Origin of the sequence: Haloferax marisrubri, assembly GCF_001469875.2 — an archaeon.
Taxonomy (GTDB): Archaea; Halobacteriota; Halobacteria; order Halobacteriales; family Haloferacaceae; genus Haloferax; species Haloferax marisrubri.
Map to the genome: position 1 here is coordinate 710,839 of NZ_LOPW02000010.1, position 20,459 is coordinate 731,297.

Here is a 20,459-nt window from a genome sequence, read left to right on the forward strand (position 1 = left end):
ATGGCCGACACGATTCTCAGCGTCCGCGACCTCTCGACCCGCTTTTTCACCGAGGAGGGGCAGGTCAACGCGGTCGAAAACGTCTCGTTCGACGTCGAAGACGGCGAGATATTCGGCATCGTCGGCGAGTCCGGCTCCGGCAAGTCCGTGACCGCGCTGTCGGTCATCGACCTCATCGAGTCGCCCGGCCGCGTGACGCAAGGCGAGATATGGTACCGCAACGCCGACCTCGCCGAGGAGTTCCGCGGGTCGAAGCCCGAGGCCGTCGACGGCGACCTCGTGGACATCCGACGGCTCCCGAAGGGCGTCCGCCGGTCGCTCCGCGGCCCGTCGTTCAGCATGGTGTTTCAGGACCCGATGAGCAGTTTCAACCCCTCGATAACCGTCGGCGAGCAGATAGCCGAGGCGGTCGAGGTCCAGCGCCGCGCCCGGTCGAACCCGCGCAGCACGCGCTCGCGCACGCAGGGCTACGGCCTCGGCTCGCTCCTCGTGGACTCGCTTCTCCCCTCGAAGAGCTACGTCGACGACGAGAGCATGGACCGCGCGGTCGAACTGCTCGACCAGGTCGGCATCCCCGACCCCGAAGACCGCGCCGACGAGTACCCCCACCAGTTCTCCGGGGGGATGCTCCAGCGCGCGATGATTGCGCAAGCGCTCGCCGGCGAACCCGACATCCTCATCGCCGACGAACCGACGACGGCGCTCGACGTGACCATCCAGGCCCAGATTCTCAACCTCCTGCGCGACCTGCAGGAACAAGAGGGGATGAGCATCCTGATGATAACCCACGACCTGGGCGTCATCGCCCGGATGTGCGACCGCGTCGGCGTCATGTACGCCGGCGAAGTCGTCGAGCGCGGCCCGCTCGCCGACATCTTCGAGAACCCCGTCCACCCGTACACGCAGGGGCTGTTGGGGTCGATTCCGGACGTGGACGACCCCTCGGGGCGCCTCGAACCTATCTCGGGCAACGTGCCGAGCCTGCTCGACTCGGAGATGCCCGACGCGTGTTACTTCGCCGACCGGTGTCCCAAAGCAATGACCGACTGTCTGACCCGCATCCCCGAGTACGAACTGGACGGCCGACACAGCGTCCGGTGCGTCCTCGCCGAACAGGAGTACGACCCCGCGGACGCCGTCGATTCGGCCGACGCGACCGACGCGGCCGACCAGGAGGTCAGCGCCGATGACTGAGCCGCTTCTCGCGGTTCGGGACCTCCAGAAGTACTACTCCGAGCAGGACTCGTTCGTCGACAGCCTCCTCGGGCGCGACCCGACGAGCGTCAAGGCCGTCGACGGCATCTCCTTCGAGGTCGAACGCGGCGAGACGCTCGGCCTCGTCGGCGAGTCCGGCTGTGGGAAGTCCACGACCGGCGAGACCCTGCTCCGACTCCGCGAGGCGACCGGCGGCGCGGTCACCTTCGACGGGACGAACGTCTTCGAGATGGACGACGACGAACTCAAGGCGTTCCGCAGGGACGCCCAAATCGTCTTCCAAGACCCGTTTTCGAGCCTCGACCCGCGGATGACCGTCGGCGACATCGTCGCCGAACCGCTGAAGATTCACGGGATACCCGAGTCCGCCGACGGCGAGTCGAAACGCGAGTGGCGGCGCGACAAGGTCGCCGACCTGTTAGAGCGGGTCGGCCTCTCCGCGAACCACCTCGACCGCTACCCCCACGAGTTCTCCGGCGGCCAGCGCCAGCGCGTCGGCATCGCTCGCGCGCTCGCACTCGAACCGGAGTTCATCGTCCTCGACGAGCCGGTGTCGGCGCTCGACGTGTCCGTGCAGGCGCAGGTGCTGAACCTGCTCGACGATTTGCAGGAGGAGTTCGGGCTGACGTACCTGTTTATCGCCCACGACCTCTCCGTGGTCCGCCACATCTGCGACCGCGTCGCCGTGATGTACCTCGGGAACGTGGTCGAACTCGGCCCGACCGACGAGCTGTTCGAGTCGCCGAAACACCCCTACACGAAGGCGCTGTTGGAGAGCGTTCCCCGACCGTCCACGGCCGAACACGGCCGCCGGGTCGAGGCGCTGTCGGGCGACGTGCCGTCGCCTCGGAACCCGCCGTCCGGCTGTCGATTCCGGACGCGGTGCCCGCAGGTCATCCCCCCGGACGACCTCGACATCGAACAGGAGACCTACCGCGCCGTGATGGACCTCCGGGACGCGCTGGCGGTCGGCGACGTGAACCCCGACCACATCTGGGACGCCGCCGACCCCGACCGGGCGGACACCGAGGCGTTCATCGAGGAGGCGCGCGCGAGACACATCGACGGCGAACTCCGCGGCGAGGTCGCGGGCGTCGTCGATACGGCGCTCGGCCACCTCGCGGAAGGGGAACCCGACCGCGCCGCCGAGACGCTTCGGGAGCGCTTCGAGAGCCCCTGCGAGACGCAGCGGCCCGCCGTCGGCGACGCGTCGCACCCCGCGGCGTGTCACCTCTACGAGGGCTCCGACGAGGTGACGGTCATCGGAACGACCGCCGGCGCGGCCGCCGAGGCCGACGACTGACTCGGGTTCAGCGGACGGACGGCGGGAACTGACATCGGCCGACGCCGCCCTCGCGGCACCGGCGAAACCGCCCCGTAACGAAACGTTCAGGCACCCACCGGGCGCACCATCGCTGTGACACGGTACCGAAACCTCGGGCTGTTCGTCGTCCTCGCCGCCGTCTGGGGCTCCGCGTTCATGGCGATAAAAGCCGGACTCGACTTCTTCCCGCCGGTGCTGTTCGCCGCCCTCCGGTACGACGTGGCCGGCGTCGTGATGCTCGCCTACGCGCTGTACGCCACCGACTCGCCGGTCCCGCGCGGCAGGGCCGAGTGGACGGAAATCGCCATCGGCGCGGTGTTCCTCATCGCCGCCTACCACGCGCTCCTGTTTATCGGCGAGACCGACCCGAACGTGACGAGCGCCGCCGCCGCCGTCATCGTCAGCCTCAGCCCGGTTCTCACCACCGGGTTCGCGCGACTCCTGCTCCCGAGCGAACGGCTCACCGCGCTCGGCGTGGTCGGCCTCCTCCTCGGCCTCGTCGGCGTCGCGGTGCTCTCCGAACTCGACCCGAGCAACCTCCTCGCCGGCGGCACGGTCGCGAAGCTTCTCATCTTCGGCGCGGCCGCCGCCTTCGCCCTCGGGTCGGTGCTGACCCGCCGAGTCGACTCGGAGATGCCCATCGAGACGATGGAAGCGTGGTCGATGCTCCTCGGGGCGGCCCTGATGCACGTCGTCTCCGTCCGCCTCGGCGAGCGCCTCGGCTCGGTCGTCCTCAACGTCCAGTCGGTCGCCGCGCTCGCGTACCTCTCGCTCGCGGCGAGCGCGCTCGGCTTCCTCATCTACTTCGACCTGCTCGACCGCCTCGGCCCCATCGAAATCAACCTCGTCTCGTACGTCGCGCCCGTCTTCGCGGCGCTTTCCGGGTGGGCGCTCCTGAGCGAAGTTCCGACGCCGTCCACGGTCGGCGGGTTCGCGCTCATCTTCCTCGGGTTCGTCCTCCTGAAGCGCGGGGCGATTCGACGCGAACTCAGATACCGGTTCGGCGACGGCGTCCGCTCGACCGACTGAAAAGGGCGGCTACGCGTCCGTCCGCTCGACCGAGTCCACTTCTCCGACCATCGTCCACCCCTCCTCGCCGGGTCGCTGTCGGCCGACGACGACCGCGTCGTTGTCCTCCGTCGTCGCGAACCGGTAGACTGCCTCGTCGCCGTCGCGCCGGCCTTCGGCCTGAAAGTCGGTCTGGAAGAACTCCGCGCTTTCCAGGGTGAACGTGCCGGCTATCTCCTCGCCGACGACGAGGTGCATGGCGTTCGGGTGGATGTTGTACATGCGCTTTGCGACGCGATTGAGCTCTGGCATCGCACCGACAGTCGCGCTCGCGGGCTAAATCCCTACGGACCGACGACGGTCGAATCCGTGCCCGCCCGACGAACTGCGTGTCGAGCCACCGAGTGAATCGGGGACGTGTTCGTTCGGGCGAAACCCGCGGAAATTCAGGGTTCCGCGACTGTTCAAGAACGCTTGACTGTTGCGCGAATAAAAGAATTAGAGGCGGTTATAAAGTATTAGAGGATCGCTCGCAACTCTATGAAATTTCACATTTATCGAATAGTCACCAGTAAACGAGTATGAAACGAATGGAATTCTCGCACGTAATTATGACCCCTCCACTCCATGATGGAGTCGTAGGTGCCCCCCAACCAATGTCGAACTCCCCATCCACGGTCCCCCGCGAACGCCTCTCCCAACTCCGCGACGTCGTAACGGAAGAACAACCGCTCCGCCTCGGCTTCGAACTCGTCGCCGCACCGCTCCGGTTCGTCGGCTTCTGGGCCGCGGTCGCCCTCCCGTTCCTGTATCTGCCCCTGCTCTTCGGCGGCCTCGAAGCGAGCGAGTTCACCGTCTTCGGAGCGCTCCTCGCGCTCAACGCGCTCGCGCTCGTGCTCGGGCACAACTACGCCCGGTCGTAGGCGACACCACGCCGACACGCGCGTGCGCGTCGTCGGACGCGACGACCCGAGCACCGACGCGGTCCGCTTTTCCCCTCCACGTCCTCCCCCCTCCGTTTCGCAGCCTGCTTCCCCCTCTCTACTGCTTCTCTATCGCGCTCGCACTCGTCTCTCGGAGTTCGGGTCGCGACCCGTCACCGACGAACGTTCCTCATCTTCGACCATCGGGAATCGAGTGGCTTTACCGCGCCCCGGTCTTCGGATTCGGTATGTCGCTCGCGATGGTTCCACTAGGACGGACCGGAACGACGGTCTCCGAACTCGCGTTCGGGACGTGGCGGTTCGGTCGGCAGAACGACGACGGCGAGGTCGAGGTCGGCCGCGACCGCGCCCACGAGTTGCTCGACGCCTACGCCGCCGCCGGCGGGAACTTCATCGACACCGCCGACATGTACGGCGACGGCGCGAGCGAGCGGTACATCGGCGAGTGGCTCGGAGAGCGCGACCGCGAGGACTTCGTCGTCGCGTCCAAGATTTTCTGGCCCACGCGCGAAGACGCCAACGGCCGCGGACTCAACCGGAAGCATCTCCGCCGCCAGATGGACCGCATCCTCGACCGACTCGACACCGACTACGTCGACCTGCTGTACATCCACCGGTGGGACGACGAGACGCCGGTCGAGGAGTTCATGCGGACGCTCGACGGGTTCGTCCGCGACGGGAAGGTGAACTACCTCGGCACCTCGACGCTCGAACCCAACGCCTGGAAGGTCGTCAAGGCGAACGAACTCGCCGACAAGCGCGGCTACGAACCGTTCACGGTCGCCCAGCCGCGGTACAACGCCGTCAACCGCGAGATAGAGGGGAACTACCTCGACATGTGCGCCGACTACGACATCGGCGTCGTCCCGTGGTCGCCGCTGGCCGGCGGCTTTCTCACGGGGAAGTACGCCCGCGACGAGCGCCCGCCCGCGGACTCCCGCGCGGCGAACGACCAGCGGTTCGCCGACTCGTATCTCACGCCGTCGAACTTCGACGCGCTCGACGTGGTCGAGGAGGTCGCCGAGACGGTCGGCGCGTCGCCCGCACAGGTCAGTCTCGCGTGGCTCATGCACCACCCGCAGGTCACCGCGCCGATTATCGGGGCGCGGACGGTCGACCAACTCGGCGAGAACGTCGTGGCCGCGGACATCGACCTCACGGGCGAGCAGTTCAAGCGCATCTCGACCGCCAAGCGCCACCTGTCCGCGTAGCACGTGACAGCGCCCCCGAACCGTCAGGTGTAGGTGTCGCCGGCGGGTATCGTCGCGTATGACCGCCGACGCGTTCGACGCCGACGCCTACGTCTCCGAACTCCGGGCGAAGCGCGAGGAGAAAGACGACTTCTTCGGGTCGCACCCCCAGTCGCCGATTCCGCCGGCGGACCGGGACGACTTCGATGGTCTCGACTACTTCGACCCCGACCCCGACTACCGGGTGACCGCGTCGGTCGAGACGCACGACGACCCCGAACCGGTGACGATGGACACCTCGACCGACGGCGAGGTCCGGTATCTCCGCGTCGCCACGTTCCACTTCGAACTCCGCGACACCGAACTCACCCTCGGCGCGTATCGCCAGGAACACGACGACTCGCCGACGCTGTTCGTCCCCTTCCGCGACAAGACGACGGGACAGCAGACCTACAACGGCGGTCGGTACATGGAACTCACGCCCGACGCGCCCCTCGACGAGTTGGACGAAGTCGTCGTGGACTTCAACCTCGCGTACAACCCGTTTTGCGCGTTCACCGACACGTTTGAGTGTCCGCTCCCCCCCGAGGAGAACTGGCTCGACGTAGTCGTCCCCGCCGGGGAGCGAGACTACGAGTAATCGGCGAAGCAAAAGCGCAAGTTCCATATCGGACGCTTCCGGAGAGACCGACATGGGACTGCTCAGTTCGAAGAAAGCCGTCATCGGGATGGCGCTGATGATCGTCGGGACGCTCGCGATGCTGCCGGGAATGCTGCCGAACGCCGCACAGGTCATGTCCTACGCGCTCGCGCTCGGTGCCGGCGCGCTCACGCTCGGGACGTGGCTGGTCGGCACGTCCGAGGGCGGCCGCCCGGTCTGAGTCCGGCGTTCGTCGTCGTACCGACTGAAGAACCGTCTTTTCTCGCGGGAGTTCGTTCGCCCCGGTAGCGGTAGCGACGCCGTCCGTAGTAGTCTCGCCAGTCGCGACGCTCCGTGGTTGGTCGGTCCGAAGAAAACGATGCCGCGAAGGTTGTGTCGTGTCTAGGCGTCGGGGCCGGACCACTTCTGGAGCGTGGCGGAGTTACTGCCACTCTCGGAGGTCCAGACGATGCGGAACGTTGCGCTGTCGAAGGTGTTGTTGCCGACTTGGACGGACGTTCCTGCCGTCACGTCACCGGAGACGCCCATATCCGAGAAGGACTTCGAGCTGTTCATCTCCGTTCCGTCCGGCGTTCCGGACGTGATGAAGTCGAAGTTCGTGGACGCGGTGAGGTTAATGTTCTCGCTATCTATCGCGGTTCCGCTATCGTGGGTTACGGTCAGATTATCGTTGCTCCCGGAGGCGTCCTGATAGTCGAAGCTGAAACTCGCCTGCGGGGCGGTGTCGCCGACCTGGTCACCGAGGCCGAGGACGAACGTCCCGATGACGGCCGCGAGGATGACCGTAATCGCGACCATGAGGATAACACCGATGACTGGTGATACCGCGTCGTCCTCAGCGAGGAGTTGCTTGAAATTCATCTATCCGTTGTAGGTCCACTTCTGAAGGGTGGACGACGTACTGCCACTCTCGGAAGTCCAGACGACGCGGACGGTGTCACCGTCGTTGAAGCCACCACTTTTGTTGACAACTGCTGAACCACCAGCAGTAATTGGGTCAGACCCGGCGTAAGATGTCCAGGCATTACCCGGGCCGTCGAAGTCACCGGTTACGGTAACTTGGTTTGCTGGAATCTGCTCACCGCTTTCGTGAGTGATCGTCAGCGCGCTAGATCCATCGTAATCGAAGCTGAAGCTCGCCTGCGGGGACGTCTCGCTCACTTGGTCGCCGAGACCGAGGACGAACGTTCCGATAACGGCCGCGAGGATAACTGTAATTGCCACCATCAGGATAACCCCGATAACGGGACTGACTGCACGGTCTTCCGTGAATAGATGTTTGAGTTGCATGCGTTGTGTCCGACACCCGGGACGGTATCGCTCGCCGAAGACGCCGGGTCGCACGCGTTCGCCGCTGTGCGACCAGCATCCCTGCCCGGCACCCGTCGCGGTGTGTCCAATCGACTCGTATCCCCGGGGTAACTTAAATCTACGTGCCAGATTAATGGATGGTTTCGCACCTCGATTCGGACATTAATATAGTGTTTATATGGTGTTTAAGTCCCTAATGACACCAGTTCCGAGCGTGGTTGTAAAGAACAGTTGACACGTTTCGGAGTGTTCATTCGTATCGACGCTCGGTGTGCCCAGTCTGGGACAGAGATTACTCATCTAGCGTACGTGCGTGAGGCGACGGCGCGCCGTGATGTCGATATTACGCGGACAGCTGGCGCTCGACGATTAGTTGTCGAGAACGAGTACGCCCCCGGCGAACCGGGGACGCCGTTCCTACCCAAGGTGGCGTGCGCACGCGCTAGATATATTTTCAATAGACGTACATATGCTTTGTGGGGTAAACTCGGGTTTCGAGGCCTGTGTGACACGATTGGTAACGTTTCAGAGATGGTTCAATCACACAAAGTATTTACCGCGAACGGTCAACAGAGCAAACTGTACCCCTGCCCATGGAGGCATCTGCGAGTACCTCGCCTCGGCCCGGGTTCTGCCCGGCTTGGTTCCGTCCGAGGGTCGACGAAAACGATGTCCCCGACTGCAACACCCATCAACAATGACACGCAATAAGCAAATCCGCGCGGTACTCCTCGCTGCGCTGATGGTTTTCTCGGTCTTCGCCGGGTCCATCGCGTTTACGGGTAGTGCTGCTGCTGCTGCTACTTCCATCAACACCACGACGGTGAGCGGAAGTAGCGCGACCGTCAACGTCACGGTCGACGCCACGGCTGGTGACAACAACACCACCGTCTGGATCGACCTTGACGACGACGGTACGCTCGACTCTGGCGAACCGGTCGCAACTAACGACTCCTATACTCCTGGTACGGCTACTGACGTTCTCGTCAGCGGCCTCGACGTCTCTGACCTGACGGCCGGCCAGTACGAGCTCGCCGCGGCTGAGACCGCTGGCGCTCCCGTCACGGGCACGACGTCCGAAGACCTGAGCGTCACGGCCACAGTCACGAACAACGACGACCCTGAGCTCGTCTCCGCAGTTCACTACAACGACAACTTCGGTAACGACGTCCTCGAACTCTCCTTCAACGAGGAAGTTCAGAACCTCGGTGGCAACATCCAGGTCTACCAGGACGACGTTGACGTGACCAGCGACGTTGTTGCCTCTGGTCCGACCCAGAACAACCCTGGTCAGGTCATCATCAACACGACTGACCTCTACACGGGCGACCTCGTTGTGAACCTCGAAGGCGTCGAGGACACCGAGGGCAACCAGCTCGAACAGGGTCTCGACGACGACTACAACTCGACGATCACCGTCGCGACGGTTACGGTTACGGACGATAACTCCGTCTCCATCACCGACGCCTACATGGGCGAAGTCGTCGCAGCCACGAACGGTAACATCGGCACGGCTGTCGAAGTCGAGTCCGACGAAACGCAGGACGACGTGGAGAGCTTCTTCCGCTCCGGTTCCACCGGCGCGACCTCCGCAGTCTACACGTTCAACACGGCTGACCGCCAGGAACAGCGCTACAACGTCACCATCGGTAGCACCCTCGACGAGAAGATTCGGGTCCGTGACCTCGGCCTCGAGGTCTCCATCGACGACCTGAACGTCACCGACGAGGACGAAATCGAAGGTACGGTCAGCGCTAACTCCGACCGCCAGGACGTCGAGATCACGCTTCTCGACAGTGATGGCGACGAAGTCGACGACGGCTCCATGACCGTTAACCTCAACGGTCAGGGTGAGTACGACTTCGAATTCAACGCAAGCGAACTCGACCTCGACACCGGCGACTACACGGTTGAAGTGACCGACACGGCCTCCGGTGTTACTGTCGAATCCGACACCATCACCGTGGAAGACGCCGGTGAGGGCTCCGCAGACTTCGCTGAGTCCGTCATCACCGAGCAGCGCGGCGACGTCGTCGCCATCCCGGTGACGGTCGAAAACACGGACACCGCAACGGTCTCCATCGGTAGCAACGACCAGGGTTACGTCGCGAACGTCACCGTCGAAGACGGTAACGACGACGGCGAAGTCATCCTGCTCTGGGACTCCTCGAAGTCCACCGTCTCCGGTACCAACAACCCGAGCAACGTCTTCGACGTTGACGACAGCGACGACGACATCCTGACTGGTAGCGACGGTGTGGCCGAAGTCGGCCTCGCCACCAGCAACCTCGTCGACGCTGGCGACTACGACCTCGAAATCCGCACGGGTAGCACGGTCTCCGACAGCGAAAACGTCGCAACCCTCGTCCTCGAGGAAGGCGGCGTCTCCGCAGTCCGCACGTGGACCGCCCCGTCCGGCGAGTCGCTGACGGACCTCGAAGAGGTCACCGACGCGCTCGAGAACGGTAACATCACGGAAGACAGCCAGATCGCCTTCGGCGACAAGGTTGTCGTCCAGATCGAAGCCTCTGGTCTCGAAGGTACGGTTGACGCTCAGGACGACGAAACGCCTGACTTCTTCGACACCAGCAACGGCTACGACGACTCCTACCGTCTGACGATCAACCAGACGAACCCGGACCCGAACCGCGACCCGAAGATCATCAACGTCGCTAACGCCTCGGTTGTTGCGGACAGCGACAACGACACGTACTTCGTCGTGTTCGAGTCCGAGCAGATCCAGGCATACCGTGACGACGACGACGACGGTGTGCTCGACAGCGGCGAAATCACGACTTCCAACGAAGTCGACCTTGACGACGACGACTCGTTCAACGTCGAGTTCAAGATGATCGGTGAGGACGATGTCTCCTCCAGTCTTGCCCTCGTTGACGACAACTCGTCCGCTGAAGACTCCTACGAGTTCCTCGAAGCCGAACACTCGTTCGACGCTGACCCGGTCAACGTGACGAACGCCGCGGAGCAGACGGTTACTGGCTCCTCGAACGTCGCGCCCGGTACGGAACTCACGCTCCGCGTCGAGTCTGACGGAGACACGCAGCCGCGCTTCCTGAAGACCGCTACGGTCTACGTCCAGGCAGACGGCACGTTCTCCGGTAGCTTCGACTTCTCCGAGCAGAGCGTCGGCGACACGTTCACCGTCACGGCTGACGGTGGCGTCGCGTCCGACGAGGAAGTCGACGGCAACGTCGTCGAATCGGTCGACACGACGACCGACGAGCCGACTGAGACGACGACCGACGAGCCGACTGAGACGACGACCGACGAGCCGACTGAGACGACCACGTCTGAGCCGACCGAGACGACCACGGCCGAGCCGACGGATGAGACGACCACGTCGTCCCAGACGCCCGGCTTCGGTGTCATCGTCGCTCTCGTCGCACTCGTCGCCGCTGCGCTCCTCGCGGTCCGCCGCGACAACTAACGACAGCTAACCACCGGGACCTTCCCGGCGCTTTTCCTTTCTTTCGACGCTGACCCGAGAGCCGCAGCGCTCGGTATCGATAGTCCTCGCGCACGCAACGGCAGAGTGCTACACGTGCGAGCCTCGAAGTCAGTACTCCGCCAGCACCGACTGGCGACGAGTTGATTGACGAGACACCAAACCGAGACGCGCGGTCGCATCGAGGTGGTCCGTCTTCTCTTACTGTCTGTGAGTCCGAAGCCGGCCTTCGCTCTGATAGCGACCGTCGGCGAACGGTCCGAGCCGAGCGAGCCGCCACCGACGTGAGTGAACCGAGTCCGAGAGCACCCGTGGCTGACTGAGGGTGAACTGGCACGCTCGCGGCACCCAGAGCTGAGGCGTAATCGAGGCAACAGCGAGTCGCGTACCACTCGCCTCGTCGGTCGACGCGCACCGCCTCAGTTGCGTGGGTCACACGACCGAGAGGAGAGCAGAAAGACGAGAGCACAGCCTCCACTCCACAGTCGGAGTGGACTCGGTACTCGTCCTCGTTGCGTTCCCTCGTTCGTTGACGAGCACCCCGTCAGGACGGTTCGATGGCTATCCGAAGGATGGTCGTCCGCGAGCGAAGGGGAGACGGACGAGAGCGTCCGCTATCGGCGTGTCTCTTTCGCTGAACCCAACGATACCGTCCATCGAAACACCGACGGAACGGAACGGAACAGTACGGACTCGTGGGGGCAGCGCACAAAAGAAAAGAGCGGAATACGAGCGACGAGACAGCGACGGGACGGCTACTGTCTCGTGTTCAGCACTCGGACCAGCCGCAGTTCTGGCAGGTCTTACAGCCTTCGGAGTAGTAGAGGTCCATCTCGCCGCACTCGGGACACTCGGGGCTCTCGCCCGCCGCGAGCAGGTCCGCGACGGCGTCGGAGTTACCGTCGGACCCGTCGTCGACGGCGACGCCGCCGTCGGTGTCCGTGTCCTCGGCCGCGGCGGCCTCGGCTTCGACCTCGGTCAGGTTCTGCTGTTGCGGGTAGCCCTTGTCGATGTCGCCGTCGAGATACCGGCGCATCGCGGTGCCGATGGCGTCCGGGATGGAGTTAATCTGCTCGCCCTTGTCCCAGGCGACCTTCGGGCTCCGGATACCCTTCAGCTCGTTCGCAATCTCCTCGGGGTCGACGCCCGAGCGGAGCGACGTCGAGACGGTCTTGGCGAGCGCCTCGGTGAAGGAGGCGGTGAAGCCGCCGGAGTTACCGATGTTGGCGAACAGCTCGAACGGCTCGCCGTGTTCGTCCTCGTTGATGTTGACGTAGAGCTTCCCGTAGCCGGTGTCGATGCGTTGGGTGACGCCGTACAGCACGTCCGGGCGGGGGCGCTTCTTGCCAACGTCGCTGGGGGAGTCGGCGAAGGCGAGTTCGAGTTCGCTGCCGATGAGGTCCGAGACTTCCTCGGATTCGAGGAACGCCTCCACGTCGCCGAACACGTCGCGAATCTGCGAGACGATGGCCTCGGCGGCCTCCTCGTCGTCGGAGAACTCGGTGTTCTTCGCGCGCGTGGTGAGCACCTGCTTCGAGCGGGTGCCGTCGCGGTAGACGGTGACGCCCTTGCCGCCGTGGTCGTAGATGTAGCGGTAGACCTCGTCCATGTCCTCTTTCGAGGCGCTGTTCGGGAAGTTACAGGTCTTCGAGATGGCGGAGTCGACGCCGCTCTGGAGGGCGCACTGGACGCCCGCGTGCTCGATGCCTGCGAGGTCGGAGGTCACGACGAACAGTTCGGAGATGGCGTCCGGAACCGTCGACAGCGAGGCGACGCCGTCGAACTCGTTGTTGGCCATCTGGTCTTGGGCCTCGCGCTTGACGGCCTCGACGTCGATGTCGTTGGCCTCCAGCACGCGGAGGAAGTAGTCGTCGAACTCGACGAGCATCTCGTCGCCCTGCACGTCGTCGGAGACGTTCTTGTAGTAGGCGACGTTGTAGATGGGCTCACAGCCGCCGGTGGTGTTCGACACCATCGACGTGGTGCCCGTCGGGGCGATGGTCGTCGTGTTGTGGTTGCGGATGGGGTAGCCGTCTTCCCAGTCGTCGGCGGATTCGCCGGTGTGGTGTTCGAACCACTCGCGGTACTCGGTCGGGTTCGCGTACTTCGAGTCCTCCCACGCCTCGAACGGGCCGCGTTCTTCGGCGAGTTCGTGGGAGGCCCGCTTGGACCCGTGGTTGATGTGGGTCATGAGCTGCTGGGCGATTTCGTTGCCCTCCTCGGAGCCGTAGCGGACGCCGAGCTGGATGTACAGCTGAGCGAGACCCATGATGCCGAGACCGATTTTACGGAGTTCGCGGACCTTCTCCTCGATCTTCTCGACCGGGAAGTCCGACATCGTGACGACGTTTTCGAGGAAGCGCGTGCCGCTTTCGATGCGGTGGTTGAACTCCTCCCAGTCGACGGCGTCTTCGAGGAAGGCCTCCGTCGCGGCCTCCAGCGAGTCGTACTCGTCGCCGTGGGCGTCGTACCAGACGCGCCAGTCGGGCGAGTCCTCGGCGACGAGCGTCGAGAGGTTGATGTGACCGAGGTTACACGCCTCGTACTCCTCGAGCGGCTGTTCGCCGCAGGGGTTGGTCGCGAGGATGCGGTGGTCGGGGTGCTTTTCGACGTCGAAGGAGTGCTGCTTGTTCGCGCGTTCGAGGTAGACGACGCCGGGTTCGCCGTTCTCCCACGCGCCCTCGATAATCTGGTCCCAGAGTTCCTTCGCGGGGACCGAGAGGACCTCGCCGACCTCGACGTACCCGCCGAGACCGAACATGTCGTAGATTTCCTTCGTCTGCGGCGTGGCGATGTGCGGCTCTTCGGTGCGGGGGTTCGTGAAGACGAACTCCTCGTCGTTGTACAGCGCCTCCATGAAGCCGTCGGTGATGCCGACGGAGATGTTGAAGTTCGAGAGGTGGCCCTCGACGGCGTTACGGAGGTGCTTGGGGACGCGGCCGTCCTCGTCGATGAGTTCGCGCGCCTCGTCGAGCGCGTCGACGAACTTGGTGTGGGTGAAGTCGTCGGGGTCGTTCAGGCGGAGCGTGTGCGCGAGCGACACGTCCTTGTTCTTCGCGTGGAGGAACTGGATGACGTCGGGGTGGCTGACGCGCATGACGCCCATCTGCGCGCCGCGGCGCGCGCCGCCCTGCGCGATGGTCTCGCACATCTGGTCGAACGTCCGCATGAACGTGATGGGGCCGGAGGCGATGCCGCCGGTCGAACCGACCGCGTCGCCGTAGGGGCGGAGCTTCCAGAAGGCGTAGCCCATGCCGCCGCCGGACTGGAACACCTCGGCGGCCTCCTTGGCCGTCTGGTGGATGTCCGTGATGTCGTCGGCGGGTGAGTCGACGAAACAGGCCGAGAGCTGCTGGAGTTCGTCGCCGGCGTTCATGAGCGTCGGCGAGTTCGGCATGAAGGAGAGCTGTTCCATCAGTTCCTCGAACGTCTCGCGCTTCTCGACGACGACGTCGCGTACCTCCTCGGGGAGTTCGGGGACGAGGGTGTCGTAGGCGAACTTGTTGACGTTGTAGACCGAGAGGGTCGCCTCGGCGTCGTCGTCGTCGGCCGTGACGCCCTTGCCGAAGACCTCCGCGGCGAGTTCGTCGCGGCGCGGGTGGTCCGGCTTGATGAGGTCGGGTGTGACCGTGATTTCGGTGTCGCGCTTTTCGGCCTCGAAGACGGCCTCGGCGAGCGCGATGTTCTTCGCGACGCGGGGGAAGAGGTCCTCCTGCGTCTCGACGAGGTCGCCGTCGGCGTCCTTGCGGAGGTAGCGGGCGGGGAGAATGTTACTGTAGGCGTTGCCCGTCATCCGCGCTTCGAGGGTCTCGCCTTCGGTCCGCTTGACCGGAAGCACGAGTTCGTCCGTCGAGAGGTTCGCGTCGCTCATCTTACTGTCCCTCCCGCCCGAGCCGCGTTCGGGCGAGGTCGCATCGATAGTGTCCGGAAATTCCGCTCATTGGTGACGATATTGGTGTGTGTTGCGTGGTTGGTTAAGGGCTTCGAACTCGGAGGTTCGACCGCCGAACGTATCATAATTAGTGCAGTTACGCCGACGGTCGACGACCGGGTCCGAAGTGCACGGATTCATAGGACGGACGGAAACCACATAACCGTAGTTAGAGCGGAGCGGAAGTAAAATCACGACGCAAGAAATCGCAAGACGTAGCGGCGATATCCAGTAGAACGTGAGGGGGGAGACGACGGCTCTGAAACCGTCACATGGTGAACTGTCCCGCATCACCGGAGAGGATATAAAGGGAGACCGGACAGTCGACATCCACATAGTTATCAGAATTCGTATGTACCAATCCCGCAGTCGCTCAGGGGTGCCGAAATCGGTCGTTTCGGCGGGGAAATCACACCGGAACCGCGAGACGAGACCGCCCACAAGCTTATCCGCTCTACGGGTGTCATATCGGGGTATGGTACTGACTCCCCTCGCGCTCACCCCGTTACAGCTCGGCGGCCTGCTCTCCGGGCCGCTCGGTCAGATGCTCGTGGTGCTCGTGGCCGTCGCCGTCGTCATCCTCGTCGGCCGACTGTTCCTCAAAGTCGCGTGGCGACTGGTCACCATCGCCGCTATCATCGTCGGGGCCCTGCTGCTGCTCTCGTTCTTCGGCATCAACGTCCTGTAACCGCGGGAGCGCGGTCTCCGGGGCGGTTCGAAAACAGGAAGGCTGCGGTCGCATCCGCCACTCGCAAGTCGCCGGCCGCTGGCCGCGCCGAGGCGTGGCCGAATCTGCCCCGTCTCAGGCCACGTCGAAGCCGGCGACCGACGTGAGGAAGTTTCTGACGACGCCGTGTCCCGACCCCGTGAGTACGCTCTCGGGGTGGAACTGGACGCACTCGATGGGGTGCTCGCGGTGGCGGACGCCCATCACGAGCGCCTCGCCGTCGTGGTCGGTCGTCGCCGAGACGTCGAAGCAGTCGGGGACTTCCGTGGCGACGAGCGAGTGGTAGCGTCCGGCCGGGAAGCCGTCTTCGAGGCCGGCGAAGACGCCCTCGCCGTCGTGGTCGACCGGGAACGCCTTGCCGTGAATCGGCTCCGGCGCGTGGCCGATAGTGCCACCGTAGGCGTATACTGCGGCTTCGAGGCCGAGGCAGACGCCGAGGGTCGGAACCTCGGTCGAAAGCTCCGTGAGCACGTCGTTCGTCACGCCCACGTCGCGGTCGTTCTTCGGGTGGCCCGGCCCCGGCGAGATGACGATGGCGTCGGGGTTCAGGTCGCGTATCTCGTCGAGCGACGCGGTGTTCTTTCGCACCTCGATGTCGAGCGGTTCGCCCTCGACGGTCTGCTCGGAGAAGTACTCCACGAGGTTGTACGTGAACGAATCGAAGTTGTCGACGACGACGAGCCGAATCATTGCGACACCTCCTCGGTCCCGTACTCGATGCGGCGGACGGCGTCGAGCACCCCGCCCATCTTCTGTTCCGTCTCCTCGTACTCCGAGGTCGGGTCGGAGTCGGCGACGATGCCTGCTCCCGCACGGACGGTGATTGTGTCCTCCGAGCCGCCGGCTTCGACCGTCGCGGTCCGGATGACGATTGCCATGTCGGCGTCGCCGGTCCACGAGTAGTAGCCGACGCCGCCGCCGTAGACGCCGCGAGGCTCGGCTTCGAGGTCGTCGATAATCTCCATCGCGCGGACCTTCGGCGCGCCGGTGAGCGTCCCCGCGGGGAACGTCGCGCGCGTGGCGTCGAAGGCGTCCGAGTCGGGGTCGAGCGTCCCCGAGACGGTCGATTCGATGTGCTGGACGTGGCTGTACTTGATGATGCTCATGAAGTCTTCGACCCGGACGCTGCCGGGCGTCGAGACCCGGCGCACGTCGTTGCGGCCGAGGTCGACGAGCATCGTGTGCTCGGCGCGCTCTTTCGCGTCGGCGAGGAGTTCGCCGGCGAGACGGCGGTCCTCGACCGGGCCGGCCCCGCGCTGGCACGTGCCCGCGATGGGGTTGACGACGACGCGGTCGCCCCTGACGGAGACGAGCGTCTCGGGGCTCGCGCCGACGACGCGCCGGTCGCCGTGCCGGAGCAAGTACATGTACGGCGAGGGGTTCACCTCGCGCAGCGAGGCGTACAGGCCGACCGGGTCGACCTGTCCGTGGAGCTTCCGGGTGCGCGAGATGACGCCCTGATAGATGTCGCCGTCGCGGACGTGTTCTTTCGTCTTCCTGACCGCGGCCTCGTACTCCTCGCGGGAGCCGGCTTCCTCGCCGGTCCGCTCGAAGCCGCCGGGCGAGGGGTCGTCCGCCGCCCGGAGCTTTTCGGCGACGCGTTCGGCCTCGGCGACGACGCCGTCGTACACTTCGCCGGGGTCGTCGTCGGGCGAGACGACGGGGGTACAGACGAGGCGAACGGCGTCCTCGCGGTGGTCGAACGAGAGAGTCCGGGTCGTGAGGACGAACTCGGCGTCCGGGTCGTCGGTGTCGGGGCGCTCGCGGCCGACCTCGTCGAGCCAGAGGTCGTAGACGGCCTCGTAGGCGAGGAAGCCGACCAAGCCGCCGGTGAGCGTCTGGCGGTCCGTCTCGGGGAAGTTGACGCGCGGGAGGTCGGGGAGCGCGCCGCGCAGGGAGTCGAGCACGTCGCCGTCGCCCGCGCCGACGAACTCTGCGGCGGGGCCGCCGAGGTCGGTCACGTCGACGCCGTCGGGGCCGACCGTCACGACCGCTTCGGGGTCGTAGCCGACGAACGAAAAGCGGGCGTGCGAGTCGGCGACCGTCGCGGGCGCGGAGAACGCGCCCTGCGGGTTGCTGGAGGAGACCTTCTCGGCGCTCTCCAGGAGGAAGCCGTAGTCGCTGCGGTCGGCGAGCGTCGTGTACGCGGCCAGCGGGTCCACGGACACGTCGAGGTCGGCCACGAGGTGCGTCACGACCGGTTCGTCCGCGTCGCCGACGAGGTCGACGAACTCGTCGCGGTCGGTGTCGGGGGCCGTCACGCGACGACCTCCTCGTGGTCGTCGGACTCTCCACGGGCCGCCTTCGCCGCGGCGACGAAGGTGTGGACCGCGTCGTGGTCCTTGACGCCGCCGGAGGCCTCGACGCCGCTCGCGACGTCGACGCCGTAGGGTTCGACCGTCCGAACCGCTTCAGCGACGTTGTCGGGCGTCAGGCCGCCCGCGAGAACCACGGGCACGTCGACCGCCGCGACGAGTTCGCGCGAGGCGTCCCAGTCGTGGGTCTCGCCGGTGCCGCCCGCGCCGGACGCGGAGGGCGTGTCGACGAGGATGGCGTCGACGACGGGTGCGAGGTCGCGTGCGCGGCCGAGGTCGGTTGCATCGACGACGGGGACGACGCGGACGCCCGTCGCGCGGAGCGAGTCGAGGTCGTCGGCCGCGAAGTCGCCGTGGAGTTGGAGCACGTCGGGGCCGACCTCGCGGGCGAGGTCGCGGGCGTGGTCGATGGAGTCGGGCATCGTCACGAGGACGGTCGTGAGGAACGGCGGCGCGGCGGCGAACAGTTCGCGGGCGCGCTCGCGAGGAATCTCGCGGGGCGTGTCCACGGGCACGTCGCAGATGGCGCCGACCGCGTCGGCACCGGCCGCGTCGACGGCGGCGAGGTCGGCTTCGTCGGTGACGCCGCACACTTTGACGCGGGTCATCTCACGCCTCCCGGAGCGCGTCGAGTTTGGCTTTCGCGGCACCGGATTCGATGGCGTCGCGGGCGACTTCGACGCCCTCCTCCAGCGAGTCCGCGAGGTCGGCGACGTAGATTGCCGCGCCGGCGTTGGCGAGGATGAGGTCGCGCTTGGGGCCGGTCACGTCGCCGGTGAGGATGCCTTCGAGGTCGTCGGCGTTCTCCTGCGGGGTACCGCCGGCGACTTCCTCGATGGGGGCCTGTTCGAGGCCGAGGTCGGCGGGCGTGAGGGTGTACTCGGTGATTTCGTCGCCGTCGATTTCGGCGACCGTGGTCGCGTCGTGGAGCGCGATTTCGTCCATGCCGGAGCCGTGGACGACGAGGGCGCGCTCGACGGGCATGTGCGACAGCGACTCGGCGATGACGGGGACGAGGTCGGAGTCGTAGACGCCGAGGACCTGCGCGTCGGCCCCGGCGGGGTTCGTCAGCGGGCCGAGGACGTTGAAGATGGTCCGCATGCCAAGTTCCTTCCGCGGGCCGATGACGGCCTTCATCGCGGGGTGGAACACGGGCGCGAGCATGAAGCCGACGCCGTTGTCCTCGATGCACGCCTCGACGGACTCGGGTTCTGCCTCGACGTTCACGCCGGCGACCTCCAGCACGTCGGCGCTCCCAGAAGATGAAGAGACGGAGTAGTTGCCGTGCTTGGCCACCGCCGCGCCCGCGCCGGCCGCGACGAGCGCGCTCGTGGTCGAGACGTTGATGGTGTTGTAGTCGTCGCCGCCGGTGCCGCAGGTGTCGACGAGCGGGCCGCGGTCGGGCTCGATGGTCAGGGCGGCGTCGCGCATTCCCTGCGCGAACCCCGCGATTTCGGCCTCGGTCTCGCCTTTCGCCCGGAGCGCGGCGAGGAGCGCGCCGATTTGCGCCTCGGTCGCGTCCTCGAAGACCGCCCGCGCGGCGTCGCGCGCCTCCTCGACAGTCAAGTCCGCACCGCCGGTCACACGTTCGATATAATCCTGCATTGGTAATCACCGATGTACTTCTTCGGGTTATGATGTACAAATTCGTACATCGGCTTAAGCGTGTCGGGCTGGCGAAAATCGCCGCCATCGGACGGTCGCCGCTCGGGGCGAATCGACCGCGACGGACGGCGGGAGCGCGTTGTGACCCGAATCGCCGCACGTAGTCCGATTCGAAAGCTTAAATTGTAACCCCGGACAACGGAGAGATGCGTCCGAACGGGCGCGGGAAGCACCGTAACCGGGTTGGTGGTCTAGTCTGGTTATGACACCTCCTTGACATGGAGGAGGCCGGCAGTTCAAATCTGCCCCAACCCACTCCTCTTCCCGCGTTTCGGCGTTCGGCGATGTTCGCAACACACCGGGTTGGTGGTCTAGTCTGGTTATGACACCTCCTTGACATGGAGGAGGCCGGCAGTTCAAATCTGCCCCAACCCATTTCACTTCTTCGAGAACTCAACGAACACCGAGGCGGAGCCTCGTGTGTGAGTGTCCGTTCGAGACGAGCGAACTTCTTGGGGCTGTTTGAACTCGGGAGCGACGCGAGCAGAGTGAGCGGAGTGACCAAAGTTCAAATCTGCCCCAACCCACTACTTTCTCGCGACGAATTGCCTCCCGAGCACCGCGTAGCGTGTGCTCGGTGCCACGAGTCGCGTGCAATCGTGTCGCGGGCAGATTTGAACCAGCGAGCAACGTGCGACACGTAGTGTCGCAGTAAAACGAACGGCGAAGCCGTGAGTCGCGGAGCGTTGCGAGTGAGGTTCACGC

The 20,459-nt window shown here is 65.2% G+C and carries 17 protein-coding genes and 2 tRNA genes; 11 read left to right on the plus strand and 8 right to left on the minus strand.

The features are described 5' to 3' along the window. The 3 genes from AUR65_RS10595 (at window position 1) to AUR65_RS10605 (ending at window position 3,568) form a co-directional block, all read left to right on the plus strand. Window positions 1-1,194 (plus strand): ABC transporter ATP-binding protein, encoded by a 1,194-nt coding sequence (locus AUR65_RS10595; RefSeq protein ID WP_058566864.1) that lies wholly within the window; start codon window positions 1-3, stop codon window positions 1,192-1,194. Further along, entirely contained in the window at window positions 1,187-2,518 is a 1,332-nt protein-coding gene (locus AUR65_RS10600; RefSeq protein ID WP_058566865.1) for an ABC transporter ATP-binding protein, read from the plus strand. Before AUR65_RS10595 ends, AUR65_RS10600 begins: the two co-directional genes overlap by 8 nt. A gap of 114 nt (window positions 2,519-2,632) precedes the next feature. After that, window positions 2,633-3,568: a DMT family transporter gene (locus AUR65_RS10605; protein WP_058566866.1), complete on the plus strand. Its 936-nt coding sequence runs from the start codon at window positions 2,633-2,635 to the stop codon at window positions 3,566-3,568. A gap of 9 nt (window positions 3,569-3,577) precedes the next feature. Here AUR65_RS10605 and AUR65_RS10610 read toward each other — a convergent pair whose 3' ends face one another. Next, on the minus strand, window positions 3,578-3,859 hold the full coding sequence (locus AUR65_RS10610) for a hypothetical protein (protein ID WP_058566867.1): 282 nt from the start codon (window positions 3,857-3,859) through the stop codon (window positions 3,578-3,580). Window positions 3,860-4,203: 344 nt separating this feature from the next. Between AUR65_RS10610 and AUR65_RS10615 the strand changes: the two genes are divergently transcribed. From AUR65_RS10615 to AUR65_RS10630, 4 genes are all read left to right on the plus strand, one after another. Next, on the plus strand, window positions 4,204-4,470 hold the full coding sequence (locus AUR65_RS10615) for a hypothetical protein (protein WP_058566868.1): 267 nt from the start codon (window positions 4,204-4,206) through the stop codon (window positions 4,468-4,470). A gap of 248 nt (window positions 4,471-4,718) precedes the next feature. After that, window positions 4,719-5,702, plus strand: coding sequence for an aldo/keto reductase (locus tag AUR65_RS10620; RefSeq protein WP_058566869.1), 984 nt, complete (start codon window positions 4,719-4,721; stop codon window positions 5,700-5,702). A gap of 58 nt (window positions 5,703-5,760) precedes the next feature. Continuing rightward, the gene (locus tag AUR65_RS10625) at window positions 5,761-6,321 is read left to right on the plus strand and encodes a DUF1684 domain-containing protein (protein WP_058566870.1); all 561 of its coding nucleotides are present in this window, start codon (window positions 5,761-5,763) and stop codon (window positions 6,319-6,321) included. 52 nt (window positions 6,322-6,373) lie between these two features. Further along, the gene (locus AUR65_RS10630) at window positions 6,374-6,562 is read left to right on the plus strand and encodes a hypothetical protein (RefSeq protein ID WP_058566871.1); all 189 of its coding nucleotides are present in this window, start codon (window positions 6,374-6,376) and stop codon (window positions 6,560-6,562) included. A gap of 161 nt (window positions 6,563-6,723) precedes the next feature. Here AUR65_RS10630 and AUR65_RS10635 read toward each other — a convergent pair whose 3' ends face one another. Beyond that, window positions 6,724-7,203 (minus strand): type IV pilin, encoded by a 480-nt coding sequence (locus AUR65_RS10635; protein WP_058566872.1) that lies wholly within the window; start codon window positions 7,201-7,203, stop codon window positions 6,724-6,726. Then, complete coding sequence (locus tag AUR65_RS10640; protein ID WP_058566873.1) at window positions 7,204-7,632, minus strand: type IV pilin; 429 nt, start codon at window positions 7,630-7,632, stop codon at window positions 7,204-7,206. It abuts the gene before it with no gap. Between the two features lie 718 nt (window positions 7,633-8,350). Here AUR65_RS10640 and AUR65_RS10645 point away from each other — a divergent pair. Then, the gene (locus AUR65_RS10645) at window positions 8,351-11,098 is read left to right on the plus strand and encodes a BGTF surface domain-containing protein (protein WP_058566874.1); all 2,748 of its coding nucleotides are present in this window, start codon (window positions 8,351-8,353) and stop codon (window positions 11,096-11,098) included. Between the two features lie 787 nt (window positions 11,099-11,885). Here the strand turns inward: AUR65_RS10645 and AUR65_RS10650 are convergent. Then, on the minus strand, window positions 11,886-14,987 hold the full coding sequence (locus tag AUR65_RS10650; RefSeq protein WP_058566875.1) for an adenosylcobalamin-dependent ribonucleoside-diphosphate reductase: 3,102 nt from the start codon (window positions 14,985-14,987) through the stop codon (window positions 11,886-11,888). Between the two features lie 535 nt (window positions 14,988-15,522). Here AUR65_RS10650 and AUR65_RS10655 point away from each other — a divergent pair. Continuing rightward, window positions 15,523-15,735 carry a hypothetical protein gene (locus AUR65_RS10655; RefSeq protein ID WP_058566876.1) on the plus strand — a complete coding sequence of 71 codons (213 nt, stop codon included), beginning with the start codon at window positions 15,523-15,525 and terminating at the stop codon, window positions 15,733-15,735. Between the two features lie 114 nt (window positions 15,736-15,849). Here the strand turns inward: AUR65_RS10655 and trpG are convergent, their stop codons facing one another. The 4 genes from trpG to trpD are packed head-to-tail and all read right to left on the minus strand — an operon-like array spanning window position 15,850 to window position 19,694. Further along, complete coding sequence (trpG, locus tag AUR65_RS10660) at window positions 15,850-16,464, minus strand: anthranilate synthase component II (RefSeq protein ID WP_058566877.1); 615 nt, start codon at window positions 16,462-16,464, stop codon at window positions 15,850-15,852. After that, the gene (gene trpE / locus AUR65_RS10665) at window positions 16,461-18,035 is read right to left on the minus strand and encodes an anthranilate synthase component I (protein ID WP_058566878.1); all 1,575 of its coding nucleotides are present in this window, start codon (window positions 18,033-18,035) and stop codon (window positions 16,461-16,463) included. The genes trpG and trpE overlap by 4 nt, the downstream gene beginning before the upstream one ends. Further along, the gene (gene trpF / locus AUR65_RS10670; protein ID WP_058566879.1) at window positions 18,032-18,697 is read right to left on the minus strand and encodes a phosphoribosylanthranilate isomerase; all 666 of its coding nucleotides are present in this window, start codon (window positions 18,695-18,697) and stop codon (window positions 18,032-18,034) included. The genes trpE and trpF overlap by 4 nt, the downstream gene beginning before the upstream one ends. 1 nt (window position 18,698) lies before the next feature. Beyond that, window positions 18,699-19,694, minus strand: coding sequence for an anthranilate phosphoribosyltransferase (trpD, locus tag AUR65_RS10675; protein WP_058566880.1), 996 nt, complete (start codon window positions 19,692-19,694; stop codon window positions 18,699-18,701). 240 nt (window positions 19,695-19,934) lie between these two features. Between trpD and AUR65_RS10680 the strand changes: the two genes are divergently transcribed. Together AUR65_RS10680 and AUR65_RS10685 are read left to right on the plus strand one after the other, a co-directional pair. Next, a tRNA-Val gene (locus AUR65_RS10680) sits at window positions 19,935-20,009 on the plus strand. Window positions 20,010-20,054: 45 nt separating this feature from the next. After that, window positions 20,055-20,129: transfer RNA gene (locus tag AUR65_RS10685), tRNA-Val, on the plus strand. Window positions 20,130-20,459 lie beyond the last annotated feature (330 nt).

Coding starts and splice junctions, on each gene's coding strand:
- AUR65_RS10595 (WP_058566864.1), top strand. CDS start 1: ATGGCCGACACGATTCTCAGCGTCCGCGACCTCTCGACCCGCTTTTTC.
- AUR65_RS10600 (WP_058566865.1), top strand. CDS start 1,187: ATGACTGAGCCGCTTCTCGCGGTTCGGGACCTCCAGAAGTACTACTCC.
- AUR65_RS10610 (WP_058566867.1), bottom strand. CDS start 3,859: ATGCCAGAGCTCAATCGCGTCGCAAAGCGCATGTACAACATCCACCCG.
- AUR65_RS10615 (WP_058566868.1), top strand. CDS start 4,204: ATGTCGAACTCCCCATCCACGGTCCCCCGCGAACGCCTCTCCCAACTC.
- AUR65_RS10620 (WP_058566869.1), top strand. CDS start 4,719: ATGTCGCTCGCGATGGTTCCACTAGGACGGACCGGAACGACGGTCTCC.
- AUR65_RS10625 (WP_058566870.1), top strand. CDS start 5,761: ATGACCGCCGACGCGTTCGACGCCGACGCCTACGTCTCCGAACTCCGG.
- AUR65_RS10630 (WP_058566871.1), top strand. CDS start 6,374: ATGGGACTGCTCAGTTCGAAGAAAGCCGTCATCGGGATGGCGCTGATG.
- AUR65_RS10635 (WP_058566872.1), bottom strand. CDS start 7,203: ATGAATTTCAAGCAACTCCTCGCTGAGGACGACGCGGTATCACCAGTC.
- AUR65_RS10640 (WP_058566873.1), bottom strand. CDS start 7,632: ATGCAACTCAAACATCTATTCACGGAAGACCGTGCAGTCAGTCCCGTT.
- AUR65_RS10645 (WP_058566874.1), top strand. CDS start 8,351: ATGACACGCAATAAGCAAATCCGCGCGGTACTCCTCGCTGCGCTGATG.
- AUR65_RS10650 (WP_058566875.1), bottom strand. CDS start 14,987: ATGAGCGACGCGAACCTCTCGACGGACGAACTCGTGCTTCCGGTCAAG.
- AUR65_RS10655 (WP_058566876.1), top strand. CDS start 15,523: ATGGTACTGACTCCCCTCGCGCTCACCCCGTTACAGCTCGGCGGCCTG.
- trpG (WP_058566877.1), bottom strand. CDS start 16,464: ATGATTCGGCTCGTCGTCGTCGACAACTTCGATTCGTTCACGTACAAC.
- trpF (WP_058566879.1), bottom strand. CDS start 18,697: ATGACCCGCGTCAAAGTGTGCGGCGTCACCGACGAAGCCGACCTCGCC.
- trpD (WP_058566880.1), bottom strand. CDS start 19,694: ATGCAGGATTATATCGAACGTGTGACCGGCGGTGCGGACTTGACTGTC.